The 26,220-nt window shown below is 61.3% G+C and carries 29 protein-coding genes and 1 pseudogene; 16 read left to right on the top strand and 14 right to left on the bottom strand.

What is annotated here, in order from left to right; all coding sequences use genetic code 11:
• The first annotated feature begins 23 nt into the window (after positions 1 to 23).
• Genes dtnK through LGM20_RS13140 form a run of 3 tightly spaced genes read left to right on the top strand, consistent with a single transcriptional unit; the run spans position 24 to position 3,001 of the window.
• Positions 24 to 1,259: a D-threonate kinase gene (gene dtnK / locus LGM20_RS13150; RefSeq protein ID WP_044522923.1), complete on the top strand. Its 1,236-nt coding sequence runs from the start codon at positions 24 to 26 to the stop codon at positions 1,257 to 1,259.
• Positions 1,252 to 2,238, top strand: a complete 987-nt coding sequence (locus tag LGM20_RS13145) for a D-threonate 4-phosphate dehydrogenase (protein WP_044522925.1) — start codon at positions 1,252 to 1,254, stop codon at positions 2,236 to 2,238. The genes dtnK and LGM20_RS13145 overlap by 8 nt, the downstream gene beginning before the upstream one ends.
• Position 2,239: 1 nt before the next feature.
• Positions 2,240 to 3,001, top strand: coding sequence for a DeoR/GlpR family DNA-binding transcription regulator (locus tag LGM20_RS13140; protein ID WP_023289632.1), 762 nt, complete (start codon positions 2,240 to 2,242; stop codon positions 2,999 to 3,001).
• Positions 3,002 to 3,022: 21 nt separating this feature from the next.
• Here LGM20_RS13140 and LGM20_RS13135 read toward each other — a convergent pair whose 3' ends face one another.
• Complete coding sequence (locus LGM20_RS13135; protein ID WP_044522927.1) at positions 3,023 to 3,967, bottom strand: L-lactate dehydrogenase; 945 nt, start codon at positions 3,965 to 3,967, stop codon at positions 3,023 to 3,025.
• A 145-nt stretch (positions 3,968 to 4,112) separates the two neighbouring features.
• Here LGM20_RS13135 and LGM20_RS13130 point away from each other — a divergent pair, with 145 nt between their 5' ends.
• A complete protein-coding gene (locus LGM20_RS13130) occupies positions 4,113 to 4,595 on the top strand; it encodes a GNAT family N-acetyltransferase (RefSeq protein WP_044522930.1) in 483 nt (160 codons plus the stop codon).
• Here the strand turns inward: LGM20_RS13130 and ptrR are convergent.
• Entirely contained in the window at positions 4,549 to 5,427 is an 879-nt protein-coding gene (ptrR, locus tag LGM20_RS13125; protein WP_023289635.1) for a putrescine utilization regulator PtrR, read from the bottom strand. The two genes, LGM20_RS13130 and ptrR, sit on opposite strands and share 47 nt — an antisense overlap.
• Before the next feature lie 106 nt (positions 5,428 to 5,533).
• Between ptrR and sad the strand changes: the two genes are divergently transcribed.
• From sad to LGM20_RS13090, 7 genes are all read left to right on the top strand, one after another.
• Positions 5,534 to 6,919: a succinate-semialdehyde dehydrogenase gene (gene sad / locus LGM20_RS13120; protein WP_044522931.1), complete on the top strand. Its 1,386-nt coding sequence runs from the start codon at positions 5,534 to 5,536 to the stop codon at positions 6,917 to 6,919.
• Positions 6,920 to 7,023: 104 nt separating this feature from the next.
• Complete coding sequence (gene glsB / locus LGM20_RS13115; RefSeq protein WP_152842594.1) at positions 7,024 to 7,926, top strand: glutaminase B; 903 nt, start codon at positions 7,024 to 7,026, stop codon at positions 7,924 to 7,926.
• Positions 7,926 to 8,294: a DUF4186 domain-containing protein gene (locus LGM20_RS13110; RefSeq protein ID WP_044522935.1), complete on the top strand. Its 369-nt coding sequence runs from the start codon at positions 7,926 to 7,928 to the stop codon at positions 8,292 to 8,294. The genes glsB and LGM20_RS13110 overlap by 1 nt, the downstream gene beginning before the upstream one ends.
• 114 nt (positions 8,295 to 8,408) lie before the next feature.
• Positions 8,409 to 9,833, top strand: coding sequence for a GGDEF domain-containing protein (locus tag LGM20_RS13105; protein ID WP_044522938.1), 1,425 nt, complete (start codon positions 8,409 to 8,411; stop codon positions 9,831 to 9,833).
• 76 nt (positions 9,834 to 9,909) lie between these two features.
• On the top strand, positions 9,910 to 10,440 hold the full coding sequence (locus LGM20_RS13100) for a GNAT family N-acetyltransferase (protein WP_044522953.1): 531 nt from the start codon (positions 9,910 to 9,912) through the stop codon (positions 10,438 to 10,440).
• 113 nt (positions 10,441 to 10,553) lie between these two features.
• On the top strand, positions 10,554 to 12,005 hold the full coding sequence (locus LGM20_RS13095) for a tagaturonate reductase (protein ID WP_044522956.1): 1,452 nt from the start codon (positions 10,554 to 10,556) through the stop codon (positions 12,003 to 12,005).
• A gap of 261 nt (positions 12,006 to 12,266) precedes the next feature.
• A complete protein-coding gene (locus LGM20_RS13090; RefSeq protein WP_032452801.1) occupies positions 12,267 to 12,713 on the top strand; it encodes a GNAT family N-acetyltransferase in 447 nt (148 codons plus the stop codon).
• A 208-nt stretch (positions 12,714 to 12,921) separates the two neighbouring features.
• On the opposite strand, the gene LGM20_RS13085 is transcribed toward LGM20_RS13090, so the two are convergent.
• The 5 genes from LGM20_RS13085 to LGM20_RS13065 form a co-directional block, all read right to left on the bottom strand.
• On the bottom strand, positions 12,922 to 13,302 hold the full coding sequence (locus LGM20_RS13085; RefSeq protein WP_023289643.1) for a tautomerase family protein: 381 nt from the start codon (positions 13,300 to 13,302) through the stop codon (positions 12,922 to 12,924).
• Positions 13,293 to 13,613: a carboxymuconolactone decarboxylase family protein gene (locus LGM20_RS13080; RefSeq protein ID WP_044522959.1), complete on the bottom strand. Its 321-nt coding sequence runs from the start codon at positions 13,611 to 13,613 to the stop codon at positions 13,293 to 13,295. Before LGM20_RS13080 ends, LGM20_RS13085 begins: the two co-directional genes overlap by 10 nt.
• Before the next feature lie 162 nt (positions 13,614 to 13,775).
• Positions 13,776 to 14,537, bottom strand: coding sequence for a trans-aconitate 2-methyltransferase (tam, locus tag LGM20_RS13075; RefSeq protein ID WP_044522962.1), 762 nt, complete (start codon positions 14,535 to 14,537; stop codon positions 13,776 to 13,778).
• A gap of 206 nt (positions 14,538 to 14,743) precedes the next feature.
• Positions 14,744 to 15,034 carry a hypothetical protein gene (locus LGM20_RS13070; RefSeq protein WP_008804940.1) on the bottom strand — a complete coding sequence of 97 codons (291 nt, stop codon included), beginning with the start codon at positions 15,032 to 15,034 and terminating at the stop codon, positions 14,744 to 14,746.
• Between the two features lie 229 nt (positions 15,035 to 15,263).
• Positions 15,264 to 16,451, bottom strand: a complete 1,188-nt coding sequence (locus tag LGM20_RS13065; RefSeq protein WP_044522972.1) for an MFS transporter — start codon at positions 16,449 to 16,451, stop codon at positions 15,264 to 15,266.
• Positions 16,452 to 16,628: 177 nt separating this feature from the next.
• Here LGM20_RS13065 and LGM20_RS13060 point away from each other — a divergent pair, with 177 nt between their 5' ends.
• A complete protein-coding gene (locus LGM20_RS13060; RefSeq protein ID WP_044522975.1) occupies positions 16,629 to 17,075 on the top strand; it encodes a VOC family protein in 447 nt (148 codons plus the stop codon).
• 38 nt (positions 17,076 to 17,113) lie between these two features.
• Here LGM20_RS13060 and LGM20_RS13055 read toward each other — a convergent pair whose 3' ends face one another.
• Both LGM20_RS13055 and LGM20_RS13050 read right to left on the bottom strand, forming a co-directional pair.
• The gene (locus tag LGM20_RS13055) at positions 17,114 to 17,539 is read right to left on the bottom strand and encodes a VOC family protein (RefSeq protein WP_032452805.1); all 426 of its coding nucleotides are present in this window, start codon (positions 17,537 to 17,539) and stop codon (positions 17,114 to 17,116) included.
• Between the two features lie 581 nt (positions 17,540 to 18,120).
• Positions 18,121 to 18,966 carry a LysR substrate-binding domain-containing protein gene (locus LGM20_RS13050; protein WP_044522978.1) on the bottom strand — a complete coding sequence of 282 codons (846 nt, stop codon included), beginning with the start codon at positions 18,964 to 18,966 and terminating at the stop codon, positions 18,121 to 18,123.
• 89 nt (positions 18,967 to 19,055) lie between these two features.
• Between LGM20_RS13050 and LGM20_RS13045 the strand changes: the two are divergent.
• Positions 19,056 to 20,113 (top strand): annotated as a pseudogene (locus LGM20_RS13045) (NAD(P)H-dependent flavin oxidoreductase).
• 10 nt (positions 20,114 to 20,123) lie between these two features.
• Here LGM20_RS13045 and LGM20_RS13040 read toward each other — a convergent pair.
• The 4 genes from LGM20_RS13040 to LGM20_RS13025 are packed head-to-tail and all read right to left on the bottom strand — an operon-like array spanning position 20,124 to position 23,426.
• Positions 20,124 to 20,783, bottom strand: a complete 660-nt coding sequence (locus LGM20_RS13040) for a methionine ABC transporter permease (RefSeq protein ID WP_074186640.1) — start codon at positions 20,781 to 20,783, stop codon at positions 20,124 to 20,126.
• Positions 20,780 to 21,571: a methionine ABC transporter ATP-binding protein gene (locus LGM20_RS13035; RefSeq protein WP_023289653.1), complete on the bottom strand. Its 792-nt coding sequence runs from the start codon at positions 21,569 to 21,571 to the stop codon at positions 20,780 to 20,782. Before LGM20_RS13035 ends, LGM20_RS13040 begins: the two co-directional genes overlap by 4 nt.
• Complete coding sequence (locus LGM20_RS13030; RefSeq protein WP_032452814.1) at positions 21,568 to 22,374, bottom strand: MetQ/NlpA family ABC transporter substrate-binding protein; 807 nt, start codon at positions 22,372 to 22,374, stop codon at positions 21,568 to 21,570. Before LGM20_RS13030 ends, LGM20_RS13035 begins: the two co-directional genes overlap by 4 nt.
• Before the next feature lie 23 nt (positions 22,375 to 22,397).
• Complete coding sequence (locus LGM20_RS13025; protein WP_044522983.1) at positions 22,398 to 23,426, bottom strand: isopenicillin N synthase family dioxygenase; 1,029 nt, start codon at positions 23,424 to 23,426, stop codon at positions 22,398 to 22,400.
• Positions 23,427 to 23,707: 281 nt separating this feature from the next.
• Between LGM20_RS13025 and LGM20_RS13020 the strand changes: the two genes are divergently transcribed.
• From LGM20_RS13020 to LGM20_RS13010, 3 genes are all read left to right on the top strand, one after another.
• Positions 23,708 to 23,971, top strand: coding sequence for a VF530 family protein (locus tag LGM20_RS13020; protein WP_004205937.1), 264 nt, complete (start codon positions 23,708 to 23,710; stop codon positions 23,969 to 23,971).
• Between the two features lie 21 nt (positions 23,972 to 23,992).
• Positions 23,993 to 24,304 (top strand): cupin domain-containing protein, encoded by a 312-nt coding sequence (locus LGM20_RS13015; RefSeq protein WP_023289656.1) that lies wholly within the window; start codon positions 23,993 to 23,995, stop codon positions 24,302 to 24,304.
• A gap of 178 nt (positions 24,305 to 24,482) precedes the next feature.
• The gene (locus LGM20_RS13010) at positions 24,483 to 25,238 is read left to right on the top strand and encodes a VOC family protein (RefSeq protein ID WP_044522987.1); all 756 of its coding nucleotides are present in this window, start codon (positions 24,483 to 24,485) and stop codon (positions 25,236 to 25,238) included.
• A 9-nt stretch (positions 25,239 to 25,247) separates the two neighbouring features.
• On the opposite strand, the gene LGM20_RS13005 is transcribed toward LGM20_RS13010, so the two are convergent.
• Positions 25,248 to 26,192: an AraC family transcriptional regulator gene (locus LGM20_RS13005; RefSeq protein WP_044522989.1), complete on the bottom strand. Its 945-nt coding sequence runs from the start codon at positions 26,190 to 26,192 to the stop codon at positions 25,248 to 25,250.
• Between the last annotated feature and the right edge of the window lie 28 nt (positions 26,193 to 26,220).

Raw genomic sequence — 26,220 nt, 5'->3', positions numbered from 1 at the left:
TACAACGACCAGAAGGCAGGACAATGAAAGACGGCAATAACAGCGTGCTGGTGCTGGCAGATGACTTTACCGGAGCCAATGACGCCGGGGTCAGCCTGGCGGAGGCGGGCATGTCGGTAGAAGTGGCATTCTCCGCCGGGCAGGCGTCATCCGCCCGGGCGTTAATACTCAACAGCGACAGCCGGGCGATGACCGCCGGCGCGGCCGCCGACAAGGTCACCGCTCTGCTGCGCGGCGCGGCGCGATTCGCCCCGCGCTGGCAGATAAAGAAGATCGACTCCACGCTGCGCGGCAACCCCGGCGCCGAACTGGAAGCGATGATGACGGCGCAGGGCTGCCGGGTGGCGGTTGTGGCGCCGGCTTACCCGGCGGCCGGGCGGCATACCCGGGATGGACGCTGCTATGTACACGGGATACCCCTCGATCACACCGAATTTGCCAGCGATCCGAAGACGCCGGTTAGCCGGGCGGATATTGCCGGCATTCTCGCCATGCAGAGCCGGCTGCCGAGCCGGTCGCTGAGCGCCGCCCAGCTTCCGGGAGCGTTAGCGACGGCAGGCGAAGCGAGGCAGGTACTGATTATCGACGCCTGGGAAGAGCGTCATCTGGATCAGGTTATTGACGCCGTCGCTCCTCATGCGCAGGAGACCCTGCTGGTCGGCTCGGCAGGCCTTTGCGAGGCGCTGGCGCGCCGCCTGCGCCGCAGCGAGCAGGGGCCGCTGCTGGCGGTGGTCGGCTCGATGAGCGAGATGGCGCAGCGCCAGGTCGCTGCGCTGCAGGCTCATTCCCGAGTGAGAAAGATCGAAATTGATGTCGAACAGGCCTTTAGCGGATCGCCGAAGGAGGTAGCCTCGCGGATCGCCGAGGTGCTGCGTGAGGGGGATCACTGCGTGGTGACCACCCACCCGAATAACGCCGTCCGGCACGGGATTGAAGCCCAGTGCCGCGAACGCGGTCTCAGCCGTGCGGCCTACGGGGAGCACATCTGCGCCTGGCTTGCCGACGTTACGGCACAGGCGGTGGCGCTGTGCCCCCCTGGTGCGCTGTATCTCTCCGGTGGCGATGTGGCCATCGCCGTGGCTCAGGCGCTCGGCGCCAGCGGTTTTCAGATCCGCGGCCGGGTCGCGGAGTGCGTCCCATACGGATACTTCCTCGGCGGCCGCTGGTCGCGGCCGGTGATGACTAAAGCCGGAGGATTCGGCACCGACACCACGCTATTACATGTTGTGAATTTTATTGAGGAGAAACTGAGTGTCTAACATCATTGCAGTCACAATGGGCGACCCGGCAGGGATTGGTCCGGAGATTATTATCAAATCCCTCGCCGAAGGGGCGCTGAGCGGCGCGCCGGTGGTGGTGGTGGGCTGCGCGCAGACGCTGCGGCGTATCCTGGCGTTGAACATCACCCCGCGGGCGGAGCTGCGCATCATTGACCATCCCGCCGAGGCAAGCTTTGCCCCGGCGACGATTAACGTCATCGATGAGCCGCTCAGCGACCCGCAGGGGCTGCGTCCTGGCGAAGTGCAGGCCCAGGCCGGGGATCTGGCGTTTCGCTGCATTAAGCGGGCGACCCGCCTCGCGCTGGAGGGCGCCGTCGCGGCCATCGCCACCGCGCCGTTGAATAAAGAGGCGCTGCATCTGGCGGGGCATGCTTTTCCCGGCCATACGGAACTGTTGGCCCACCTGACGCAAACCACCGATTACGCCATGGTGCTGTATACCGAAAAGCTTAAGGTAATCCATATCACCACCCATATCGCCCTGCGCCAGTTCCTTGACACCCTCAACCAGCCGCGGATTGAGACAGTGATTGGCGTGGCGGATCGCTTTCTGCGCCGCGTCGGCTATCAGCGTCCGCGCATTGCGGTCGCCGGCGTGAACCCGCACGCCGGGGAGAACGGCCTGTTTGGTGATGAAGAGATCCGCATCGTCGCCCCCGCGGTTGCCGCCATGCGGGAGCAGGGAGTGGAGGTAACCGGCCCCTGTCCGCCGGACACGGTGTTTATGCAGTGTCATGAGGGGATGTACGACATGGTCGTGGCGATGTATCACGACCAGGGGCATATTCCGCTGAAGCTGCTGGGATTCTATGATGGGGTCAATATCACCGCCGGGCTGCCGTTTATCCGCACCTCTGCGGATCATGGCACCGCGTTTGATATTGCCTGGACAGGTAAAGCGAAGTCTGAGAGCATGGCAACCTCCATTGAGCTCGCCATGCAGATCGCGCAGGAATAACATGAAGGGATATAACCGGTTAGAGCAGATTATGGACTTCCTGAAAAGCCATAATCTGGTGACAGTCGACCAGCTGGTGGCGGCGACCAACGCCTCGCCAGCCACCATTCGCCGCGACCTGATCAAACTCGATCAGGAAGGGGTGATCAGCCGCACGCATGGCGGGGTGACGTTGAACCGGTTTATTCCTGCCCAGCCGACGACGCTGGAGAAAGCCCAGCGCAGCCCGCTGGAAAAGCAGGCGATCGCCAGCGCGGCGGCAGCGCTGGTGAAAGCCGGCGACGCCATTGTGCTTGATGCCGGCACCACCATGATTGAACTGGCGCGGCAGATCACCCATCTGCCGCTGCGGGTGATCACCAGCGATTTACATATCGCCCTGTTTTTGTCGGAATTTAAGCAGATTGAAGTGACGATTATCGGCGGGCGCATCGATGACAGCAGCCAGTCGTGCATCGGCGATCACGGCCGCCGCCTGCTGCAGACCATCTGGCCCGATCTCGCCTTCGTCAGCTGCAACGGCTGGGACCTTGAGAAAGGGATCACCGCCCCGACGGAGGAGAAGGCCGCCCTGAAACGCGATCTGATGGCCAATGCCCGCCGGCGCATTCTGCTGGCGGACAGCTCCAAATACGGCGCCTGGTCACTCTTCAACATTGCCCCGCTGGAGTCGTTGACCGATATCGTCACCGACGGCCACCTGCCGGAAGCGACCCGCGAGGCGCTGGTGACCCTTTCCCCTCAGCTGATCATTGCCGACTGATCCAGACGCCGCCGTCTGCCGTCAGGGCAGACGCGCGATATTGGCTTTGATCACCGCAACCGACTGGCTGAACTTCGCCTGTTCTTCGCCGGCCAGCCGCAGTTCGATAATCTGCTCCACGCCCCCCTGGGCCAGCACCGCCGGCACCCCAGCCGCCGCGCCGCTGACCCCGTACTCACCGTCAAGAATGCAGGAGACCGCCAGCGCGCGGTGGCTGCCGGTAAAAATATTGCGGCAGATCTCGGCGATGGTGCCTGCCACGCCATATTCCGTACAGCCTTTGCCGGCGTAGATCTCAAACCCCAGCTTGCGCACTTTGTCGGCCATCGCCTCCCGGTCGAGCGGCCGGCCGGTGCGTTGCTGGTAGAGGTCGGCGATCGGCGTGCCATATACCGAGGAGTGCGACCATACCGGAAACTGGGTATCGCCGTGCTCGCCGAGGATAAAAGCGTCGATGCTCTGGGCGCCAATGTTCAGCTCCTGCGCCAGCAGACGACGCAGGCGGGTGGTATCCAGCCAGACGCCGGTGCCCAGCACCTGGCTGCGCGGCAGACCGGAGAGCTGCCATACCTGCCAGGTGATGATGTCACACGGGTTGGTGGCCACCAGGAAGATGCCGTTAAACCCGTTGGCCATCATGGTCGGCACAATGCTCTTGACGATTTTCGCGGTAGTGGTCAGTTCATCGAGACGGCTCTGGCCGGGGCGCAGCGCGCCGCCGGAGACGGTGATCACCGCGATGTCGACATCGGCGCAGTCGCTGGCCTCGCGGGTGGAGATGGTCATCATCCCCGGCAGATAGGCCGCGGCGTCGCTGAGGTCCTGAGCGTGGGCCTCGGCGCGCGGCTGGTTAAGGTCGACGAGGATCAGCTCCTCGCAAATGCTCTGGTTGAGCAGGGCGTAGGCCGCTGACGCGCCGACGTTACCGGCGCCAATAATCATCACTTTACGGGCTTTGGTGCGCATATTCAGGTCTCAAAAACGGACGGCAGGGGATAAAGTTACTTCGTTTCAGTTAGTTAGCGCAAGTGGCGGGCGGCAATATAAGTTAATGCTATGGCGGAAAACGTTCCGGGGCGCGCTACAGTGGCGTAAAAAAAGGAGCTCACCTATGTATACCATCACCGACATCGCCCCCACCGACGCCGAATTTACCGCCCTGATTGCCGCCCTCGACGCCTGGCAGGAGACACTCTACCCGGCGGAGAGCAACCATCTGCTGGACCTCGGTCAACAGCCGCCGGAGACAGTGATCGCCCTGGCGATCCGCAGTCCGCAGGGCGAAGCCGTTGGCTGCGGGGCTATCGTCCTCAGCGATGAAGGTTTTGGCGAGATGAAGCGGGTCTATATTGATCCACAGCATCGTGGGCAACAGCTGGGAGAAAAACTGCTGGCGGCCCTGGAGGCGAAAGCGCGCCAGCGCGACTGCCATACTCTGCGCCTGGAGACCGGCATCCATCAGCATGCGGCCATCACCCTCTATACGCGCAACGGCTATCAGACCCGCTGCGCGTTTGCTCCCTACCAGCCCGATCCGCTCAGCGTCTTTATGGAGAAACCGCTGTTTGCCGATCTTCGTTCAGCAGCGCTATAAACGCTTCCAGCTGGCGGGTTTTGGCGCCCCGACGCCACACCAGCCAGGTGGTGAGCCAGCGCCACTCTTCCGCCAGCGGCCAGGCGGAAACCTGCTGATGACCCGGCATACTCTCCAGCATACTGCGCGGGATCAGCGCCAGCCCGGCGCCGGCGATCACGCAGGCCAGCATCCCGTGATAAGACTCCATCTCATGGATCCGGCCCGGAGTGGCTCTGTCGGCATGGAACCAGCTCTCAAAATGCCGGCGGTAGGAACAGTTGGCGCGAAAAGCGTAGACATTAGCCCCGTTCACTTCGCTGGCGCGGGCGATGGGCGCGTGGCCGTAGGGGGCGACGATCATCATCTCTTCAGGGAACACCGGCAGCCCCTCCAGGCCCGGGTGCACCAGCGGTCCGTCAACGAACGCGGCGCTCAGGGCTCCCTCCAGCACGCCGTCGATCATCGTCCCGGAGGGGCCGGTGGAGAGGGCGAGATGTATTTTCGGGTAGCGCTGATTAAAGTGGGCCAGGGTGGTGGGGATCCGCACCGCCGCGGTGCTCTCCAGAGAACCGAGAGAGAAGAGTCCCTGGGGTTCGTCGCCCGCCACTACCATTCGCGCCTCGTCCACCAGGGCGAGGATCTGCTGGCTGTAGCGTAAGAAGCTGTGGCCCGCGGGCGAGAGGCGCAGCCGCTGGTTCTCGCGGATAAACAGCTCAACGCCAAGATCCGCCTCCAGCTGGCGGATGCGGGTGGTGAGGTTGGACGGCACGCGATGCACTTTCTGCGCTGCCTGGGTAATGCTGCCGGTGCTGGCGACGGCGTTAAACATCTCTAGCTGAGTCAGGTCCATACTATTCTTCTTTTGTGAATGCGTTGCTTAATATTATTCATTTTCAATGAATGGAAAGGTAAGCCAGAATACGTTCACTTCGCAAGCAACGAGAGAGAGAATAACGATGAATTTATCTGCAACGCACGCCGTCTCCGTCAACCCGACTACCGGCGAGGTGGTCTCCTCGCTGCCGTGGGCCAACGAAAGCGAGGTCGACGCGGCTATCGCTCTCGCCGCGGCGGGCTATCGCCAGTGGCGTCAGACGCCGCTCGCCGCACGCGCCGACGCGCTGCGCCGCATCGGGGCCGAGCTGCGCGCCCGCGGTGAAGAGGTGGCCCAGACGATCACTCTCGAGATGGGCAAACCGATTGCTCAGGCTCGCGGCGAGGTGGCGAAATCCGCCAATCTCTGCGACTGGTATGCCGAACATGGCCCGGCGATGCTGGCGACCGAAGCCACCCTGGTGGAAAATAACCAGGCGGTGATCGAATATCGTCCGCTGGGGGCCATTCTGGCGGTGATGCCGTGGAACTTCCCGGTCTGGCAGGTGCTGCGCGGCGCGGTGCCGATCCTGCTGGCCGGCAACAGCTACCTGCTGAAGCACGCCCCGAACGTGATGGGCAGCGCCCGCCTGCTGGGCGAGATTTTTGCCGCCGCCGGCCTGCCGGAGGGCGTGTTTGGCTGGGTCAACGCCACCAATGACGGCGTTTCGCAGATTATCAATGACGACCGCATCGCGGCGGTGACCGTCACCGGCAGCGTCCGCGCCGGGAAAGCGATTGGCGCTCAGGCGGGCGCAGCGTTGAAGAAATGCGTGCTCGAGCTGGGGGGATCCGATCCCTTTATCGTTTTGAACGATGCCGATCTGGATGAAGCGGTGAAGGCCGCCGTCACCGGCCGCTATCAGAACAGCGGCCAGGTGTGCGCCGCATCGAAGCGCTTTATCCTCGAAGCCGGCATTGCCGAGGCCTTCACCCGCAAATTTGTCGACGCCGTCGCGGCGCTGAAGATGGGCGATCCGCGCGACGAGCAGAATTACGTCGGGCCGATGGCGCGATTCGATCTGCGCGATGAACTGCACCAGCAGGTAACGGCGACCCTCGATGAAGGCGCAACCCTGCTGCTGGGGGCGGAAAAAATCGAAGGGGCGGGCAATTACTATGCGCCAACGGTCCTGGGCAACGTCACCGCCGGCATGACCGGCTTCCGCCAGGAGCTGTTTGGTCCGGTCGCGACCCTGACCACCGCCCGTGACGCAGACCATGCGCTGGCCCTCGCTAACGACAGCGAATTTGGCCTGTCGGCAACGGTCTACACCACCGACGAGGCGCAGGCCCAGCGCTTTGCCCGCGAGCTGGAGTGCGGCGGTGTCTTCCTTAACGGCTACTGCGCCAGCGACGCCCGGGTGGCTTTCGGCGGCGTGAAGAAGAGCGGTTTTGGTCGCGAACTGTCGCATTTTGGCCTGCATGAGTTCTGCAATGCGCAGACCGTCTGGAAAGACCGTCGCTAATCTGCGTTTGCCCCTGACGACCGTCGTTCTCGTCTGCTATACTCGCCCACCAAAATTCGACGGTGGGCAAGGAGCCGCGTGTGGCGACGGTGATCAATAACGCAATGCTGGAAGCCATTCTGGCAGAAATCAGGCCGCTGATTGGCCGCGGTAAAGTGGCGGATTATATTCCGGCGCTGGCCAGCGTCAGCGGCGATAAGCTTGGCATCGCTATCTGTACGGTGGACGGGCAACATTTTGCCGCCGGCGATGCCCATGAACGATTCTCCATCCAGTCGATCTCCAAGGTATTGAGTCTGGTGGTGGCCATGAACCACTATCAGGAAGAGGAGATCTGGCAGCGGGTGGGGAAAGATCCCTCCGGTCAGCCCTTTAACTCGCTTCTGCAGCTCGAGATCGAGCAGGGCAAACCGCGCAACCCGTTTATCAACGCCGGGGCGCTGGTTGTCTGCGACATGCTGCAGAGCCGGCTCAGCGCGCCGCGCCAGCGAATGCTGGAGATTGTCCGCCGCCTGAGCGGCGTGGCCGATATCGCCTACGATCCGCTGGTGGCCCGCTCTGAGTTTGAGCATTCGGCGCGCAACGCCGCCATCGCCTGGCTGATGAAATCCTTCGGCAACTTCCATAATGATGTCGCCACCGTGCTGCAGAACTATTTCCACTACTGTTCGCTGGAGATGAGCTGCGTCGAGCTGGCGCGAACCTTTCTGTTTCTCGCCGACCGCGGCATCGCCCCGCATCTCGAAACGCCGGTTATCGCGCCGATACAGTCCCGCCAGGTGAATGCCCTGATGATGACCAGCGGCATGTACCAGAACGCCGGCGAGTTTGCCTGGCGCGTCGGTCTGCCGGCGAAATCGGGCGTCGGCGGCGGAATTGTGGCGATTGTGCCCCAGGAGATGGCGATCGCGGTCTGGAGCCCGGAGCTTGACGAGGCGGGGAACTCCCTGGCCGGCGTGGCGCTGCTGGAGAAACTGACTCAGCGGCTGGGGAGGTCGGTGTTCTGATGGTCGATCAGGATCGCTTGTTTGCTCGCCTGGCGCGTTCGACGTTTCGTTCACGCTTCCGGCTGGGAATGAAAGAGCGGCAATATTGCCTCGATAAAGGGCCGGAGGTCATCGACCAGCATGCCGCCGATTTTATCCGTCAGCGGCTGGCGTCCGCCGCGCCGGCCAATGATGGCAAGCAGACGCCGATGCGCGGTCACCCGGTGTTTATCGCCCAGCACGCGACCGCCACCTGCTGTCGCGGCTGCCTGGAAAAATGGCACGCCATTCCCTACGGCCGCGCGCTGAGCGAGCAGGAGCAGCGCTATATTGTGCAGGTGATCCACCGCTGGCTGGTGCTGCAGATGAACGGCCCGTCTGTGCGCTAATTTGCATTTGATCGGCGCCGGAGTATGCCTGATAAATATTCTCATGTTATGATAATCCGCTAACTAACTATTAACATAATAATTGCCTGAAACAATTAGACGGATAATTACTGAATGTCTTCACTGTCGATTCGGTCATTTACGCTGTTTCGTGAAGAACAACCCGTGCGCGATGCACTGGTCTTATTTACGTTAACGCTATTGCTGCATTTTCTGGGCGCGATGTTGCGTCTGGTGCAGGAGCTCTCTTTCTTCTGGCCGCTCAACGCAGTGATGGCCGGGATCTTTGCGCGCTACGTATGGCTTAATCGCAGCTATTTTTATGCCGTCTGCTTTGCGGCAATGCTGGTCTATGACGGATTAACCTCGCGCTGGGGAATGGGCTTTGCCTCATTGCTGATTAACTTCTCCAATATTGTCTTTATTGTGACCCTGGCGCAGCTGGTGCTGTGGGATAAACGACGCGCCGACTCGATGCCCGGCCCGATTAACGCGCTTAATTTATTCTGTTTCTGTCTGTTAGCCGCGCTGCTGTGCGCAGCGGTCGGCGCGTTGGGGTCGGTGGACGTCGAGCGCGCCACCTTTATTCCCCAGCTGGCGGACTGGTTTAGCGAGCAGTTCTCGACGGCGGTGCTTATTCTGCCGTTTATTCTGACCCTGACGCTGCCCTCCGCGTTAAGCGGTTTTCGCTTTCGCCAGCTGCTGCCCGCGCTGGCGCTGGTGCTGTCGATTGCCCTCGGCGTGGCGGTGGGCGGCGCCGGCAGTATTACCTTCCCGTTACCGGCCCTGATCTGGTGCGCCGTGCGCTATCCGCTGCCGCTGACCTGCCTGTTGACCTTTCTCACCGGCATCGGCGAGATACTGCTGGTGGCCAACTCGTTAATTCACTTTTCGCCGGATACGCGAATGCAGCCGTGGCAGCTGTTCTCCACTCGCCTGGGGATCGCGGCGATGCTGATAAGCCCGGTGATCGTCGCCTCCAGCGTCGAGGCGATCAACATGCTGGTGAAACAGCTGGCCCTGCGCGCTGATTTTGATTTCCAGACCCGGGTCTATTCCCGTTCCGGGCTGAGCGAGGCGCTGAAACGTCAGGCCTTGCCGGCCGGTAAACTGCTGACGGTGATGGTGCTGGACATCGATGGCTTCAAAAGGGTGAACGATGCCCTGGGCCATGAGGGCGGAGATTGCGTACTGACTCAGTTTGCCCAGCAGGTCAGGCAACTGGTGGGCGAGCAGGGTATGGTCGCCCGTATCGGCGGCGAGGAGTTTGCGGTCGCCGCCGTGGTCGACAGCACCCAGCAGGGTTATCTACTGGCGGAGAAGATCCGCCACGGCGTAGAGTCGCAAGCTTTCGGTTGGGGACATAACCCGATCCACCTGACCATCAGTATGGGACTGGAGACACGCGAGGTGGGCCAGGCCCGTATTACCGAGCTGTTTAACCAGCTGCTGCTGGCGGCGGACGATGAAATGGTCAAAGCCAAACAGACAGGCCGTAACCGCATCTGTATGCCGACGCTGACGGAAAGCGCACCATAAGAAAATCCTATAAGTGTTATGCTTGTGTTAATGCTTGGTTAAAATATAGTGATGTGGTCAAAAACAAGGAGCTATTATGATCACATCATTTTCACTGCGCACGTTATCGCGCGACGATATTCTTCATCACCTTCCGGCATTAAGCGATATCCTGGCGAGCTGCGTGAACGGCGGCGCCTCGGTGAGCTTTATGCTGCCTTTCAGTCAGCAGACGGCGACGACCTTCTGGCAACATGTCGCCAACAGCGTGGCGGCCGGGGAGCGCATCGTGCTGGCCGCCCTTGACGCTGAGGAACGTGCCGTCGGCACCGTGCAACTTATCACCAGCCAACCGGAAAACCAGCCCCATCGTGCGGACGTGGCCAAACTTTTGGTTCACCAAAATGCCCGTCGCCTGGGGATTGCCAACGCGCTGATGGCGGAGCTGGAGCAAACCGCCCGGCGGGTAGGTAAGACGGTGCTGGTGCTGGACACGGCGACCGGCAGCGGGGCGGAACAGTTCTATGTCCGCTGTGGCTGGGAAAAAGTGGGCGAAATTCCGCGCTATGCGCTGATGCCTGACGGTGCGATGACCGCCACTTCACTGTTCTATAAGTTTCTTCCCTGACGGCGGTTATTACAGAATCCTTTGATCAAAACAGGGTTTCACTGGTAGTAAAACCTGATAAGTTATTGGACCAATTACTCAGGTTGTATGACTACTCTTAGAGGGAACCCATTGTGAAAACGTTAAACCGTCGTGATTTCCCCGGCGCGCAGTACCCTGACCGTATCATCCAGTTTGGAGAAGGTAACTTCCTGCGCGCATTCGTTGACTGGCAGATTGACCTGCTCAACACGCATACCGACCTGAATGCTGGCATCGTGGTCGTTCGTCCTATCGCCACCGATTTCCCCCCCTCCCTGAATACCCAGGACGGCCTCTATACCACCATCATTCGCGGTCTCAACGAGCAGGGCGAAGCGGTGAGCGACGCGCGGCTGATCCGCTCGGTCAATCGGGAAATCAGCGCTTACGCTGACTACGACGCTTTTTTACGTCTGGCGCATAACCCCCAGATACGGTTTGTCTTTTCCAATACCACTGAGGCGGGCATCAGCTACCATGCCGGGGATCGGTTTGATGACGCGCCGCCGGTAAGCTATCCGGCAAAACTGACCCGCCTGCTGTTTGAACGCTACCAGCATTTTGCCGGCGCAGCCGATAAGGGATGGGTGATCATCCCCTGCGAACTGATCGATTATAACGGCGAGGCGTTGCAGACGCTGGTGCTGCGCTATGCCTCCGAGTGGCAGCTGCCGCAGGCCTTTATCAACTGGCTGACGTCGGCAAATACCTTCTGTTCCACGCTGGTGGATCGCATAGTGACCGGCTACCCGCGCGATGAAGTGGCGGCTCTGCAGGCGCAAACCGGCTATCAGGACGCTTTCCTCGATACTGCCGAGCACTTTTATCTGTTCGTTATTCAGGGGCCCGCCTCATTAGCCAGCGAGCTGCGACTCGATAAGCTGCCGCTCAATGTGCGCATCGTGGACGATATCAAGCCCTATAAAGAGCGCAAAGTGGCGATCCTCAACGGGGCGCACACCGCCCTGGTGCCGGTGGCCTTCCAGGCCGGGATCGACACCGTCGGCGATGCGATGAACGATGCGGAAATTTGCGCGTTTGTCGAAAAGGCGATTTATGACGAGATTATTCCGGTGCTGGATCTGCCGCGCGATGAGCTGGTGTCATTCGCCAGCGCCGTGACCGGGCGCTTCCGTAATCCCTATATCAAACATCAGCTGCTCTCGATCGCTCTCAACGGCATGACCAAATACCGCACCCGCATTCTGCCGCAGCTGCTGGCAGGGCAGAAGGCGCATGGCGCGCTGCCGCCGCGCCTGACCTTCGCCCTGGCGGCGCTGATCGCCTTCTACCGGGGAGAGCGGGAGGGGACAAGCTATCCGGTACAGGATGATGCGGAATGGCTGACGCGCTACCAGACGCTTTGGGCCCGCCATCGTGACGGCCAGATATGCACCCGCGAGCTGGTTTCCGCTGTGCTCAGCGTGGAGTCCCACTGGGAGCAGGATCTCAGCCAGATCCCCGGCCTGGTGGAGCAGGTCGCCGCTGACCTTGACGCTATCCTGACCCGCGGTATGCGCGACGCCGTCAGGCCGCTCTGCTGATAGCGGAGTCTATTCACCCGGCTGCGGCCGGGTTTAATCGCAATCGAATTAGTTACAACATACTTTTTTATTAACCAGATTTAGCCGGTCGGCAGCCCCGCTGCAAAAGGCTTTTTAGTGCCAAATCGCCCTGCGCAGGGGGAGAATTGTGGTTAAGCCGCTTGAACAAATACCTGCGCAGGAAAATAATGGCCTTAACACATATCACATATTTCCTGCCAATGTTCGCAGGCTAATTCATTCATCTGTAAGGAAACTCGCATGGTCATCGATATCCGGGAAGTTCGGCCGCATGACAAAGCCGAATGGCTTCAGCTCTGGGAAGGCTATACCCGCTTCTACGGCAGCCCGCAACCGGAAGAGGTGACCGAATGCACCTGGCAGCGGATGCTGGAGGTGAACTCACCGGTGCTGGGCAGAGTCGCGGTGGTGGATGATACCGTGGTGGGGTTCGCTATCTGCATTCTGCACGAAGGCACCTGGGTCACCACGCCGATCTGCTATCTGGAGGATCTGTTCGTCGATCCTGCCTTCCGCGGACAAGGCATTGCCAGAACGCTGATTAAGTCGCTGCAAACCGAAGGGGCTGAGAAAGGCTGGTCACGTCTGTACTGGCATACTCGCCGTGATAATCCCGCCCGCCACCTGTATGATGAATTCACCCCGGCTGACGATTATGTGCGCTACAGGATCACCCTCGACTCCTGAAGCGATAAGATGTTGTTAAGCTTTTCCCGCTATAACAGGGGAAACAGGCTCAGGAGAAGCAACGATGGAAAAACGTCTCGAAACAGTGGTCAATCTGATAATGTTTCTTTCGCTCTTGGCGACGGCCTGGGATCTGTCACTGGTGCATCATCTCGCCTGGTAGCAACAAAATAGCCTGAATCGCGGCGCCCTGCAGGCGCCGCCTGTCTTATTCACCCGCCATTATGCCGGCGCTGAAACTCCAGTCCTCCAGCTGGTTAAACTGGATCACCACCATCACGTCCTGCGGGCTGACCGCCATCTCATCGGCTAACCGCGCGCACAGCCGACGGTAGAGCCCCTGTTTCTGCGCCCGGCGGCGCGGCTTCCCGGCGAAAATATGAAACAGCACGAAGCGGGCGCTGCGCCCGCCGCTGAGATAATGCGGGTCGTAAATGCGCTGTCCGTCGGCGGTCTGCTCGATAAACTGAAATTTGTCCGCGGGCGGCACGTCAAACTCCGCCACCAGGCATTCATGGAATAGCGCCGACAGTTGAGCAAACTCCGCGGGACGCCAGGCCGCGCCAAGCGAAATACGCGTCAGAGGCATGGCGCCTCCTGCGCGTTCAGGCAGGTCAGGGCGCTGGCCGCCGCCGGCCAGCCGGCGTAAAACGCCAGGTGGGTAAACAATTCGACCATCTCCTCCTGGCTCAGGCCATTTTGATAGCCGTAGGCGATATGCCAGGGCAGTTGTTCCGTTTTGCCCAGCGCCGTCAGGGCGGAGAGGGTGATTAAGCTGCGTTCGCGGAGCGACAGCTCGCTGCGCGCCCAGATATCGCCAAACAGCACCGTTTCGGTCAGTTCGGCCAGTTTTGGCGCAATGGCGGCCAGCGTGTGGCGATCGACAGAGGGGGTATGCATAGTGACTCCCGTTACAGGTTGAAGTGGTCGTCACTGTCGCACGCTGAGGAATGTGTTGAATATCGCAATCTTCAGGATAGTTAATCCTGAAAATCAGGATGGTCAGCTGGCCCGCTCTTATTTTTGTGTTGGTTATGTTTTACGACTTACTCAGGCCAACCGTCAGGCGGCTCTTTTTCGCGCCACGATAAACAGACGCGGGAAGCGCAGAAGCACCATTCCGTTACACTGTAACGGATAGTGGTCGGCCAGCAATGCCAAATAGCGGGTCAGAAAGGCGCTCCTGGCCGGTTCATCGAGGCCCGTCAGATAAGGTCGCAGTCCGGTGCCCTGCAGCCAGTCGACGATCGCCTGATGGGAAGCGAGCGGATGAAAATAGGTGGTGCGCCAGATATCAACTTCACAGCCCTGACGGGTGAGCAGATCGTACCAGGCGTCCGGCGGAAGCAAGGGCTGGCGACCACGGTCCGGTAATCCCAGCTCGCTGGCGACCTGACGCATCAGAGTATGGGAGGGCTCCTGCCAGTTATCCGGCATCTGCACCGCCAGCGTACCGTTCTCCGCCAGCTGGTTAACCAGATGCGGAAACAGCGTCTCATGATCCGCCAGCCACTGCAGCGAGGCGTTGGCATAGATCACGTCCGGCGGTTGCGCAGGCCGCCAGCTGGCGATATCGGCCTCGATAAACTCACAGTCAGGTAAGGCCTGCGTCGCCTGGTCCAGCATGGCCGGGGAGTTATCGATACCGACGATCGCCGCCAGCGGCCAGGCGGCACGCAGCAGGCGGGTACTGTTGCCCGGCCCGCAGCCAAGGTCAACGACGCTCTCGACCTGCAGGTGAGCGATACGGGAAAGCAGGTCAGCCGCCGGGCGGGTGCGCTCAGCGTCAAACTGCAGATACAGCGAAGGGTTCCAGTCGGCCATCGGGCGTTGTCCTGTGTAAGGGAGACAGGGCAAAGCATAGAACGCCCGGGGCCGCCTGTCAGGGGGAAATGATCCACTGCAGCATCTGCCTTGCGTGACAGTGTCACCGATAAAATAACCTCAGCAGGCTATCCCGTGCGTGATGGACACATTGTCAGGGAGTAAGCGGATTGGGCAGCATCTGCGCCCGCAGCGGGCGCAGTGGCTTATTCGGCGTTCTTGAGCGCTTCGGCGCGGCTGGCGGTGGCGTAAACAAAATCCAGCATCGGCTCGAGATCGGTATCGTAGCCGGCCTGAATAATCTTCCCGCGCAGCCATTCGATTTCACTGGTGATATCGGGAGGGAAAATGTTGTTATCCTGCGCCCGGCGCAGCCATTTCAGCAGAAAGTTGTTCTTTCCTCTGATACCGCCCGACTTTTTCGACTTTCCGTGCATCTTCAGCGCGACCAGGACGCAGTAATAGAAATGAACGCGCTGATTAAAACTTTGGTGCATGTCTGTGTTTCCCGCCAGAATCAGGAATTCACCGTGTGGGTCAGTGATTCGGATTGGACTACGGCGGCGGGCCGGATCGTTGCGCGATCTCTGTTGTTTTCCGCCACCGTCCTTGCATCTGTCGCCAGACGCTGAAGGGGATGTTGGCACGGAAGCCGAATCGTCGTCAATTGCCGATTCGTTTTTTGCCGGTGTCGGCGGCCCGCGGCGTTCCGCGAGCCGGGCCTGGCTACGTCCTGACCGCGGCCCGCTGTTGCAGATATACGCGTAAAATCAGCATGAAAGCGAACACTACGACGATTGCCGCCAGCAGATACAGGGTGGCGAGATCGTAGTAACCGGCGACCCAGCCGGCCAGCGGCCCGGTCAGCCCCAGCGCGAGATCAAGGAACGCCGAGTAGGTGCCAAGGGCGGTCCCCTGGTTTTGCTCTTCCACCTGTTTTACCGCCTCAACCCCCAACGCCGGGAAGACCAGCGAAAAACCCGAGCCGGTGAGAAAGGCGCCGATCCCCGCCACCCAGGCCGACGGCGCCAGCCAGATAAGCAGCAGGCCGAGACATTCGATGACGAAGCAGGCCAGGGATACCGGGACCCCGCCATAGCGAGTGATGGTGTTCCCCAGCACCAGGCGAACACAGATAAAGCCGACGCTGAACAGCGAGAGGGTAAACGCGGCGCCCTGCCAGCTGTGCACGGCAAAGTAGAGGGTGATAAAGGTGGCAATAACGCCGAAACCGACGGTGCCAAAGGCCAGCCCCAGCCCATAAGGCCAGATTTTGCGCACCACCGCGTGAAAGGGCGCTCTGACGCCGGCGGTCACGCTGACGTCCTGCCGCGTGCGGGCGAACAGCAGTCCGATGGCGGCGACCAGCACCACCACCGTGGCAAAGCCGCTGATGCCGAAATACTGGTTAAGGGTGACCCCCAACGGCGCGCCGACCGCCATCGCCACATAGGTTGCCACGCCGTTCCAGGAGATCACCCGCGACGTATGGATCGCGCCGACGGTTTTGATCCCCCAGAGCGTGGCGCCGGTGGCGGTAAAGCTTTCGCCGACGCCAAGAAACACCCGGCCCGCCAACAGCGCGGCAATCGCCAGCATCGGCATCGCCTGCAACATTACCGCCAGCAGCGTGAAGGCGCCGCTGAGCAGACAGCAGACGATCCCGAGGCTAACCACTTTTTTCGGGCCCCAGATATCGGTGTAGCGCCCGGCGTGCGGCCGGCTTATCAGCGTCGAGATGTACTGCAGGCTGATCACGATCCCGGCGACAAAGGTGCTGTAGCCCAGCTGATAGTGAATATAACCCGGCAGAACGGCCAGCGGCAGACCAATAGAGAGATAACAGATACAGGTAAAAACAACGATCGAAATGATGCGCAGATTAAGTTGCGTGGTGCTGACGGAAGTGCTCATAGGGATAAAGGGTTAATACATAGGGATGTTTAGCATAACGCGCCGCGAAGAGGCTGGCGAGTGGCGAGGGCGTTTTATCCGTGATCGATGGCCTCGCCGCCGTCATTAACGGTGTTGCCGCGGACGCCGGCTTCGGGGCATGATGACGGTATCTTGCCGCCGCCTTGAGGAGAGTATATGTCCCAGGAATTCGCCGATATTGACGTTATGTTCATTGCGGGCTTCGGCCCTATTACCCAAAGCACCTCGCAAAGCCGTGATTTCTATTGTCAGGCATTGGGATTGCCGCTGAAGCCGATGCCGGGTAACGAGGCGTATCTGCTCAGCGAGCAGGATGCCATTGGCGGGGTGAAGCATTTTGCGCTGTGGCCGCTGGCGCAGGCGGCGCAGTCCTGTTTTGGTCAGGAGCAGTGGCCGGAGACGGAGCCGGTGCCGCAGGCGTGGATTGAATTTGAGGTCCGCGACCTTGCCGCGGCGACGGCGCAGCTGCAGCAGCAGGGGTACCACCTCCTTGTTGCCGCGCGCGACGAGCCGTGGGGGCAGACCGTCACCCGTCTGCTCAGTCCGGAAGGTCTGCTGGCCGGGCTTACCGTGACGCCGTGGCTGCGGGCGGAACAGGCTTAACGCCCCCGCCGGGCGCGGTGCGGGTCACCTCAGGGAGGTTATTGAGGCTCCTCGTGATGTGAAACGTTTCGCACTTCCCCCCAGGCGCGGTTTTGCAGCACGGTGCGATAGCCGTCGCGGTCGACGAAAGTGACGCCGTTGACCTCCCAGTAGGGGTTGAATGCCGTGACGCGCAGAAACCCGGCGGCGTCCATGGCGCTGCATTGTGCCTTCCAGGCCTCAGGCTGCGGATAGTACAGCACCAGCAGATCTTCATCTCCTGGCGAGGGGGTAACGGGATGGTGGCGGCAGTGGGTGAATTCCAGATGCCAGCTGGCATCCGGCGAACCGATCATCATCCCGCTGAATCCTTCATGATCGGTAAAGCTTCCAAGTTGCTGCAGCCCCAGCCCGGCGCAATACATGCTGGCGGTGCTCTCCAGTTCGCTGACCGGTCTGGCGATGCGCATGTGGCAGAACGACATAATGACTCCCAAAAGGCGTAGGCCGGGTCAGGCGCAGCCGCCACCCGGCAAAAAAGCGGCATCATGGCCGCGACCCGTCGCCCGGCGGCGCTGCGCTTGCGCGGGCCTACGGAGCGGAGGATCCCTTTAGCCGGCTAAGCGCCGCCAGTAGGCCGGGTCAGGCGCAGCCGCCACCCGGCAAAAAAGCGGCATCATGGCCGCGACCCGTCGCCCGGCGGCGCTGCGCTTGCGCGGGCCTACGAAGCGGAGGATCCCTATAGCCGGCTAAGCGCCGCCATGTAGACCGGGTCAGGCGCAGCCGCCACCCGGCAAAAAGCGACATCATGGCCGCGACCTGGTGCCCGGCGGCGCTGCGCTTGCGCGGGCCTACGGAGCGGAGGAACCCTATAGCCGGCTAAGCCCCGCCATGTAGGCCGGGTCAGGCGCAGCCGCCACCCGGCAAAAAAGCGGCATCATGGCCGCGACCTGGCGAATACGATTTTGTCGCTCGGGTGGATACTGTAGCGGCAAAACGCCTCTGCGTTTGTCGGTAAGAGCTCAGGTTCGCCTCCGGCGAGTGCGTCGCGGTTTCCTCTTTTAGCTTAGCCGTTCGCGGCGCTTTGCAACAGGATGCGCCACTCGCTGAGGGCGGAGGTGCTGAACCCCTGGCGCCAGATAAGCTGGGTGGTCGCCTCGCACAGCGGTTCGCTTAAGCTGTTTTCGGGAAGCGTCATCAGCGCCAGCACGCTCTGCGGCAACAGGCAGGCGTAGCGCCCGGAGGCCACGCAGGCCAGCATGCTGTGATAGGAGCTCACCTCATGCACCTCCACGGCCGCCTGTTGTTCCGCCAGCCAGCGCTCTCCCAGCGTCCGATAGCTGCAGCCGCTGGCAAATGCCGCGAACCGCAGCGGGCCAGCGCTCTGCGGACGGACCAGCATCAGGGTTTCCTGAAACACCGGGACAGATCCCAGGCCTGGCGGGCATGCCGGTTGACCATCCGTCCCTGGCGGCAGGCAGACCAGCGCGGCATCAAGGGCGGCGGTTAATACCCCCTCGGTTAACTGGCGGGTCGGCCGGGTGCTGAGCGTGACATCCACCTGCGGGCACCGCTGTTGGAAGCGGGTGAGCAGCGGCGGCAGACGGCTGGCGGCGGTCGCCTCCATCGCGCCCAGCCGCAGGCTGCCGCCGGGCGTGGTTGGATGCAGGCTCTGCTTTGCCTCTTCCGCCAGGATCAGGATCCGCCGGGCATAGCTGAGAAACTGAACGCCTGCCGGCGACAGCACCATTTTTTTGTTGCCGCGGACGAAGAGTTCCACCGCAAGCTCCTCCTCCAGTTGCTGAATACGGGTGGTGATATTGGACTGGGCGCGGCCAAGCCGTTTTGCTGCCAGAGTGACGCTTTGCGTGTCGGCCACCTGGAGAAAAATCTGCAGTGTGCTGTGGTTCATATTTTTATTCTCAATATGATAATGATGTTGATCTTATCATCTTTAAAAGAGATGGTAAGCCTCCGGCATCGCTCATGAACGAGGAACCCATGCAAAATTCACTGCTTTCGCTTCTTGATATTGACTACCCCTGATCCAGGCCCCGATGGCGGGCGTCTCCACCCCCGCGCTGGCTGCCGCGGTGAGTCATGCCGGGGCGCTGGGTTCGCTGGGGCTGGGCGCTTCAACCGTTGCCCAGGCGGAAGCGATGATCGTCGCCACCCGCCAGCTGACGGACCGGCCGTTCAATGTCAATCTGTTTTGCCATGCGCCGCCCCGGCGCGACGCCCGACGGGAGGCGGACTGGGCTGAGACGCTGCGCCCCCATTTTACCCGCTTTGGCAGTATCCCTCCGGCGTCGCTTAGGGAGATATACCAGACGTTTATCGGCCACACCGCCATGCTGGAGCTGCTTCTCGATCTCTCACCCGCGGTGGTGAGCTTCCATTTCGGCCTTCCTGAGCGCGAGGCGATCCAGCGCCTGCGACAGCAGGGGATCGTCACTCTGGCCACGGCGACGTCGCTTAAGGAGGCGCAGGTCATTGAGCAGCAGGGGATTGACGTGGTGGTCGCTCAGGGCTTTGAGGCGGGCGGGCACCGGGGGATCTTCGACCCGCAGGAGCCAGATGCGCAGATGAGCACCTTTACTCTGGTGCAACATCTGCGGCGTCGGCTGACCATCCCGGTGGTCGCCGCCGGGGGCATCATGGACGGCGCGGGGATCGCCAGCGTGATGCAGGTGGGGGCGCAGGGCGCTCAGCTCGGCACGGCGTTTTTACTCTGTCCGGAATCGGCCGCCGACGCCGGCTACCGCGCGGCGATCGCTAACAGCATTGACGGGCGTACGGTACTGACCTCAGCGATATCCGGGCGTCCGGCACGTTGTCTGGCGAATACCTTCTGCGCAGTGGGGGAAGCCTGTCCGGCGAGCGCTGTGCCGGATTATCCGCTGGCATATGATATCGGCAAAGCGCTGGCCGCCGCCGCGAAAGCCCAGGGCGTCCATGAGTATGGCGCGCACTGGGCCGGGCAGGGTGTGGGGTTGATCCGCGAGTGTGACGCCGCCAGTCTGGTCCGCCAGCTGGCGGCTGAGTGCGGCTGGAATTAATATCTGACGGTTAGCGGCGGTGTGCCAGGCAGCGCACCAGCCGATCGCCGGCCATTTGTACGCCCTGAACCATCGCCACCAGGATCAGCACCGTGCCAAACATCACCTCATTATTGAACCGCTGATAGCCGTAGCGGATGGCGAGGTCGCCGAGTCCGCCGCCGCCGATCACCCCGGCCATCGACGAAAAGCCAATCAGCATCACGATGGTCAGCGTAATCCCGGCCAGCAGCGTCGGCAGGGCTTCCGGCAGCAGAGATTTAAAAATCACGTGCCAGACGTTGCCGCCCATCGACAGAATGGCTTCGATTCTCCCGTAATCCACCTCGTCGAGCGCGTTTTCCGTCAGACGGGCAAAGAACGGAAAGGCGCCGATGGTCACCGGCACGATAGCGGCGGTGCTGCCCAGCGTGGTGCCGACGATCAGGCGGGTAAAAGGGATCAGCGCGATCAGCAGCACGATAAACGGTAACGATCTGCCGATGTTGATCGCCGCCCCCAGCAGCGCGTTCAGTTTCGGCATCGGCGCGAGGCCGTTGGCGCGGGAAATAAATAACAACACACCGGTGGGCAGCCCGATCAGCACGGTAAACAGGGCCGCCAGGCCCACCATATAGAGCGTATCCAGCGTGCCGTCGAGTAATAACGGCCACAAATCTTCCCAGCTCATGCTACTCCGCATAATGGCCTCCCCTGAACGCCGTGACGGGTAAGAAAATCCTGTTCAGCCTGCGGGTCGTGCAGCAGCGACTGACGCAGCCGCGACCACGGGGTCACCAGCAGGTCGGCGAGTTTGCCGCTTTCGACAATTTCGCCCTGTTCCAGCAGCGCCGCGTGGTCACAAATGGTTTTCACCACCTCCAGCTGGTGCGTTATCAGCACAATGGTCAGATTGAGCCGCTGGTTAATATCCGCCAGCAGAGCCAGCACCGAGGCGGTGGTCTCGGGATCCAGCGCGCTGGTCGCCTCATCGCACAGCAGCACCTCCGGTCGGGCGGCCAGCGCCCGGGCGATGCCGACGCGCTGTTTTTGCCCGCCGGAAAGCTGAGACGGGAAGGCGGCGGCCTTGTCGCTGAGATCCACCAGCTCCAGCAGTTCGCGCACCCGCGCTTCGCGAGCGGCCCGCGGCACCCCGGCTATCTCCAGCGGCACCGCGATGTTGTCGGCGACGGTGCGGGCATGCAGCAGATTGAAGTGCTGGAAAATCATCCCGGTACGCAGGCGATAATCCCGCAGCGCCGCCTTGTTCAGCTGTGTAATATCCTGTCCGTTCACCAGAATGCGGCCCGAGGTGGGCCGCTCCAGCAAATTGAGACAGCGGATGAGCGTACTTTTGCCGGCGCCGCTGCGCCCGAGAATGCCGTATATCGCCCCTTTCGGGATCTGTAACGCGATATCGTTCAGCGCCGGTCGGCCGGTTCCGGCGTAGGTTTTGCTCAGCCCTTCGATGGTTATCATGACTGAGGGGCCACCGGGATCACCGAGCCGTTGTAGTTTTTACGGATAAACTCCGCCACCTGCGGCGACGTCAGGTCTTTCGCCAGCGCCTTAATGCGCGGGTCATTGGCCAGGGCTGGGGTGGTCACCAGGATATTGGCGTAGGGGTTATGCTCGGCGCTTTCCAGCCCCAGAGCGTCTTTCGCCGGCACCAGCCCGGCTTCGAGGGCGTAGTTACCGTTAATCACCGCCAGGTCGACATCGTCGAGGGAGCGCGGGATCTGCGGCGATTCAATCTCCAGGATCTTCAGGTGTTTCGGGTTCTCGACAATATCCTTCGGCGTCGCCAGAGTGGTGGCCGGGTCGGTAAATTTAGGGTCCAGCTTGATAAGCTTCTGCGCCTGCAGCAGGAACAGCGCACGGCTCAGGTTGGTGGTGTTATTCGGCACCGCCACCGTGGCGTTGTCCGGCAGCGACGAGAAATTTTTATGTTTGTGCGAGTAGATCCCCAGCGGCTCAATGTGCACGGTGGCCGCGACGGCAAAGGTTTTACCCAGCGCTTTTTCCTGATCCTTCAGGTAGGGAACATGCTGGAAGTAGTTGGCATCCACGTCGCCACTGGCCAGCAGTTCATTGGCGTTGACCCCGCTGGTCAGCTCCACCACCTTCAGATCGAGGCTGGGATCGATTTTTTTGATGTAGTTGAGGATCTCCGCGTGGGGAACCGGGTCCGCGGCGACGCGCAGCGCGGCGGCCTGGGCAGACGTCCATGCCAGAGAAAGAGACAGTGCGACCCCTGCCAGTTTAAAAGCGGCATATTTCATGGTGTGTTCCTTTTTAGTTATGGTTAAACGATCAATTGCTCGGCGCGTTCGCGAAACACGTCCTGATAGTAGCGTTCCGCCACGTCCGGATGGGAACGCAGACGGCCCTTGAGATAATTCCAGCCGACATCGCGCAGCAGCGGATTGTGCGGGTCGCTGTCCGGACCGCGCGCCTCACGCGCCAGCTCGGGCGGCAGGGTATAAACCGGCACCACCGCGTCAAGCTGGGCGCCAAGGAAGAAAGCGATGGAGAGGCGCTGCTGTTGCGCCGGCGGCGACACCACCCGGTGAACGGTAGCGCGCAGATAGCCGTTGGTGGCCAGCTCCAGCAGTTCGCCAATATTGACCACAAAGCTGCCGGCCAGCGGCACAGCGTCGATCCACTGCCCGGGCGCCACCTCAACCTGCAGCCCTTTCTGTTCGTCCTGCAGCAGGAAGCTGAGAAAACCGGAATCTTTATGGGCGCCGACGCCCTGGCTGCTTTGCGCCTCCTTCTGGCCGGGATAGCGGATCAGTTTGATATGCTCGTTGGGTTTGTCGCCATAGAGTTGGTCAAAGGCATTCTCCGGGAGCTGCAGCGCTTCGGCAAAGGCGCGCAGCAGGCGGATCCCCACCTGGGTCATCTGCTGTTGCCAGTGAAGTAATACCGGTTTAAGCGACGGCAGGGCGGCAGGCCACAGATTCGGACCCTGCAGGCGCTGCCAGCGCGGGGCGTCATCGCTGAGGGTCAGCGCCGGACGTTCGGCGCCGATATCAAACTGCTCTCGCCAGTCAGGCTGGCCGCGCGTCAGCTCAGAGGCCGCGCGGTTATAGCCGCGAAAATGGGGGGAGTGGATCATCGCCACCTGCTGTTTTTGCGCCTCATCGAGGGCAAAAAAGCGTTGGGACTGGCGCTGAACTTCATATTGAAGCGCGTCGTCGACACCGTGGTTGATCAGATAAAAGAAGCCGATGTCGCGGGCGGCGTGGCGCAGGTCGGCCAGGAAGGCCGCTTTATCCGCGGGGTCCGCGTAGCGGGCCAGATCGAGAATCGGCAGGGTTGTCGCGTTCATGGTGTTCTCCGAAAACGGGATAATATGTTATGGGTCGATTCAGGTTCAGGGTTCGGGCACAACAGCAGCGCATGGTGATTTCCTCTGTTCGGGGCTGAGCACAGCTTGCCTCAGGGCCAGATAATCAACCAATAACGTTATTTTCTAATTTATGTTCGCGCGGGGTTCAGTGCTTTTGCGTTAAATAGATAAAGGCGTAAGGGCGAACTGAAGCCGTTGCGCCCGTCATCGAGAGTCAGTAAGGTGGGCTCACTTTTTTAATGCGGAACGGATGTATCCTCATGCACAGTTCAAAAGATCCCCTGCACGGCGTGACGCTGGAAGCGCTGCTCAATGCCCTGGTCGCGCGCTACGGCTGGGCGGAAATGGCCCGCCAGGTCAACATTAACTGCTTTAAAAGCGATCCCAGCATCAAGTCCAGCCTGAAATTTCTCCGCCGGACGCCGTGGGCGCGTAAAGAGGTGGAGGCGATGTATCTGGCTTCGCTCGACGACGATGCGCCGGCAGAGAAAGCGGATCCATGGGCAAACTGGCAGAAAAAATAACCCTTACCACAGGACATCATTATGCAGAGCTGGAGCAGTAAAGATTTCACCGCCGACCGCGCGTGGGGCGCGCTGGATATCGCCAATTTTTCCGGCACCACCGTGCGCCTGCACTGGACCGACCAACCCTATATCTGGCACATCAACGACGGTCAGGAGGTGTTTGCCGTCATGGATGGTCAGGTGGCGATGCATGTAAAAGTCAACGGCGAGGAGCAGGTGATCGTGCTGAACGCCGGCGATATCTTCTACGCCGAGGTGGGATGCGAGCATGTCGCTCATCCCCAGGGGGCGGCGCGTATTCTGGTGATTGAGAAAGAAGGGTCGGTCTGATCCCGCCGGCGGGCCATTCGTTAGTCCGCCGTTTCATCGCCTGTCAGACTCCATATACCGCGTTGATATAAATCACGTATCCAGCTTTCGATATACTTAATTCTTGTTTGCCATTCCCTTCACCCCGGCACTATCTTTTGCCGCAGACGCCTGAACAGGCACAACCGCGGGAGAGATCATGGCAACCTTGCAGTGGGACCACGCAGTACAGTTTGTGAATCAGCCGGAAGCGGCGATTGAAACCTTTGCCGGACAGCAGCTGCGGGCGGTGGCCGGCGGGCGCCATCCGGGGTGGGGAACCCGCAATGCGCTGAGCTATTTTGGCCTGACCTATATCGAATTCCTCGCCATTTCCGACCCGGACGAACTGCGCGCCGCGACGGACAGGTTTTTGCTCTCACGGGATGCCGCGCGGTTGCTGCCGGAGAACGAAGCGCTGTTTCGCGTCGCGCTGCGCAGCGACGACATCGACGCCACCCATGACCACTTGCGGCGCAAGGGGCTGGCGGTGTCACCGATCGTCGATGGCCAGCGCCACGATCCGCAGGGCAATGTCATCCGCTGGCGGATCTTCACCATCGATGGCGACACCGACGGGCTGGTCTATCCTTTTGTGCTGCAGTGGGGAGAAGACGACGAGACCCGGCTGGCGCGGCTGCGCGCCCAGGGGCTGGACGTGCCTCACCCGCTGGGCGACATTGTGCTCGAGCAGGCGGTGTTCGAGGTGGACAATCCGCAGGCGGTGCGCGATCGCTGGCAGGTGCTGCTGGGCTTCCCGCCACAGGGGGAGCAGGGGCTGGACGTGGGCGGCCAGTGGTTTACTTTCCGCGAAGGAGCCGCCAACCAGCTGACCGAACTGGTGTTTCGCGTCGCCAACCCGGCGCTTAAGGGGCAACGCTTTCGCGTTGGCAACGGCGTGTATCGCTTTATATAAAGGCTGACTCTAGCGTGCCGTGGCGCGCAGGGCCCCCGGCGGCTGGCCGGTGATGCGTTTGAAAGCCCGGCTGAAGGCCGCCAGCGACTGATACCCGAGGCGGAAGGCCACCTTTTCCAGCGCCTGGCCTTCGTGGGTGATGTACTGCACCGCCAGCCGCATACGCAGCTCGGTCAGATAGCGGGCGGGGGTGGTGCCGGTGGCGGCAAGAAAACGCTCGGCGAAGAGAGAGCGCGACAGCCCCGCCTCCCGCGCCAGATCTTCCACTTTCCAGTTCACGCCCGGACGCTGATGCATGGCGTAGATCGCTTTCGCCAGCCGGGGATCGCGCAGGACCTGCACCCAGCCGGTGGCGTTACCGCACCCGCATGCCACCCAGCCGCGGACAATCAGCGCAGCCACCACGTCCGCCAGCCGGGCGAGGATCCCGGCATAGCCCGCCTGGCGGGTGAGCGATTCCCGCTCCATTGCGGCCAGCAGCGGCTGGATCTCCGGCCAGGTGTGGAGCAGGCAACTCACCCGCATCACCTCGGGCATGGCCTTCACCAGCGGCTGCATGCCGCCGAGCTCAAAGTCCATGCAACCGCTGAAAATCACGGCGCGCTCCGGGCAGTCAGGCTGGCCGCCAGCGTTGATGCAACTTACCGTGCTGCACACCGTTTCGCTGTTCAGCTGCGCCACATTCACCACCGCGGCCTGCGGATCGGAGAGCAGGGCGTGTCCGTCGCCGTTAGGAATAAACAGCGCGTCGCCGCTCTCCAGGGTGAACTGTTCTCCGCTGGCCATGCGCAGCAGCACCGGTCCGCGGCTGATGAAATGGAACTGGGCTTTGCCCGCCACGGCGCTAAAGCCGACGCCAAACGGGCGGGAGGTTTCGATGCGCCGGTAATTCACGCCGGAGAGGCGCATACCGCGCAGCAGTTCACTGGTCAGGTCGATTGTAGGCTGGCTCATGGTAATTCCGGACGAATAATCAATAACT

The sequence above is a fragment of the Klebsiella quasipneumoniae subsp. quasipneumoniae genome (genome assembly GCF_020525925.1).
GTDB classification, from domain to species: Bacteria; Pseudomonadota; Gammaproteobacteria; order Enterobacterales; family Enterobacteriaceae; genus Klebsiella; species Klebsiella quasipneumoniae.
The sequence above is the reverse complement of the archived record's forward strand: the minus strand, read 5'-3'. Positions and strand labels throughout refer to the sequence as shown.

Bases quoted from the DNA above. Each gene is read 5' to 3' on its own strand.
- dtnK (WP_044522923.1), top strand. From the start codon at position 24: ATGAAAGACGGCAATAACAGCGTGCTGGTGCTGGCAGATGACTTTACC.
- LGM20_RS13140 (WP_023289632.1), top strand. From the start codon at position 2,240: ATGAAGGGATATAACCGGTTAGAGCAGATTATGGACTTCCTGAAAAGC.
- LGM20_RS13135 (WP_044522927.1), bottom strand. From the start codon at position 3,967: ATGCGCACCAAAGCCCGTAAAGTGATGATTATTGGCGCCGGTAACGTC.
- LGM20_RS13130 (WP_044522930.1), top strand. From the start codon at position 4,113: ATGTATACCATCACCGACATCGCCCCCACCGACGCCGAATTTACCGCC.
- ptrR (WP_023289635.1), bottom strand. From the start codon at position 5,427: ATGGACCTGACTCAGCTAGAGATGTTTAACGCCGTCGCCAGCACCGGC.
- sad (WP_044522931.1), top strand. From the start codon at position 5,534: ATGAATTTATCTGCAACGCACGCCGTCTCCGTCAACCCGACTACCGGC.
- glsB (WP_152842594.1), top strand. From the start codon at position 7,024: ATGCTGGAAGCCATTCTGGCAGAAATCAGGCCGCTGATTGGCCGCGGT.
- LGM20_RS13110 (WP_044522935.1), top strand. From the start codon at position 7,926: ATGGTCGATCAGGATCGCTTGTTTGCTCGCCTGGCGCGTTCGACGTTT.
- LGM20_RS13105 (WP_044522938.1), top strand. From the start codon at position 8,409: ATGTCTTCACTGTCGATTCGGTCATTTACGCTGTTTCGTGAAGAACAA.
- LGM20_RS13100 (WP_044522953.1), top strand. From the start codon at position 9,910: ATGATCACATCATTTTCACTGCGCACGTTATCGCGCGACGATATTCTT.
- LGM20_RS13090 (WP_032452801.1), top strand. From the start codon at position 12,267: ATGGTCATCGATATCCGGGAAGTTCGGCCGCATGACAAAGCCGAATGG.
- LGM20_RS13085 (WP_023289643.1), bottom strand. From the start codon at position 13,302: ATGCCTCTGACGCGTATTTCGCTTGGCGCGGCCTGGCGTCCCGCGGAG.
- LGM20_RS13080 (WP_044522959.1), bottom strand. From the start codon at position 13,613: ATGCATACCCCCTCTGTCGATCGCCACACGCTGGCCGCCATTGCGCCA.
- tam (WP_044522962.1), bottom strand. From the start codon at position 14,537: ATGGCCGACTGGAACCCTTCGCTGTATCTGCAGTTTGACGCTGAGCGC.
- LGM20_RS13070 (WP_008804940.1), bottom strand. From the start codon at position 15,034: ATGCACCAAAGTTTTAATCAGCGCGTTCATTTCTATTACTGCGTCCTG.
- LGM20_RS13065 (WP_044522972.1), bottom strand. From the start codon at position 16,451: ATGAGCACTTCCGTCAGCACCACGCAACTTAATCTGCGCATCATTTCG.
- LGM20_RS13060 (WP_044522975.1), top strand. From the start codon at position 16,629: ATGTCCCAGGAATTCGCCGATATTGACGTTATGTTCATTGCGGGCTTC.
- LGM20_RS13055 (WP_032452805.1), bottom strand. From the start codon at position 17,539: ATGTCGTTCTGCCACATGCGCATCGCCAGACCGGTCAGCGAACTGGAG.
- LGM20_RS13050 (WP_044522978.1), bottom strand. From the start codon at position 18,966: ATGAACCACAGCACACTGCAGATTTTTCTCCAGGTGGCCGACACGCAA.
- LGM20_RS13040 (WP_074186640.1), bottom strand. From the start codon at position 20,783: ATGAGCTGGGAAGATTTGTGGCCGTTATTACTCGACGGCACGCTGGAT.
- LGM20_RS13035 (WP_023289653.1), bottom strand. From the start codon at position 21,571: ATGATAACCATCGAAGGGCTGAGCAAAACCTACGCCGGAACCGGCCGA.
- LGM20_RS13030 (WP_032452814.1), bottom strand. From the start codon at position 22,374: ATGAAATATGCCGCTTTTAAACTGGCAGGGGTCGCACTGTCTCTTTCT.
- LGM20_RS13025 (WP_044522983.1), bottom strand. From the start codon at position 23,426: ATGAACGCGACAACCCTGCCGATTCTCGATCTGGCCCGCTACGCGGAC.
- LGM20_RS13020 (WP_004205937.1), top strand. From the start codon at position 23,708: ATGCACAGTTCAAAAGATCCCCTGCACGGCGTGACGCTGGAAGCGCTG.
- LGM20_RS13015 (WP_023289656.1), top strand. From the start codon at position 23,993: ATGCAGAGCTGGAGCAGTAAAGATTTCACCGCCGACCGCGCGTGGGGC.
- LGM20_RS13010 (WP_044522987.1), top strand. From the start codon at position 24,483: ATGGCAACCTTGCAGTGGGACCACGCAGTACAGTTTGTGAATCAGCCG.
- LGM20_RS13005 (WP_044522989.1), bottom strand. From the start codon at position 26,192: ATGAGCCAGCCTACAATCGACCTGACCAGTGAACTGCTGCGCGGTATG.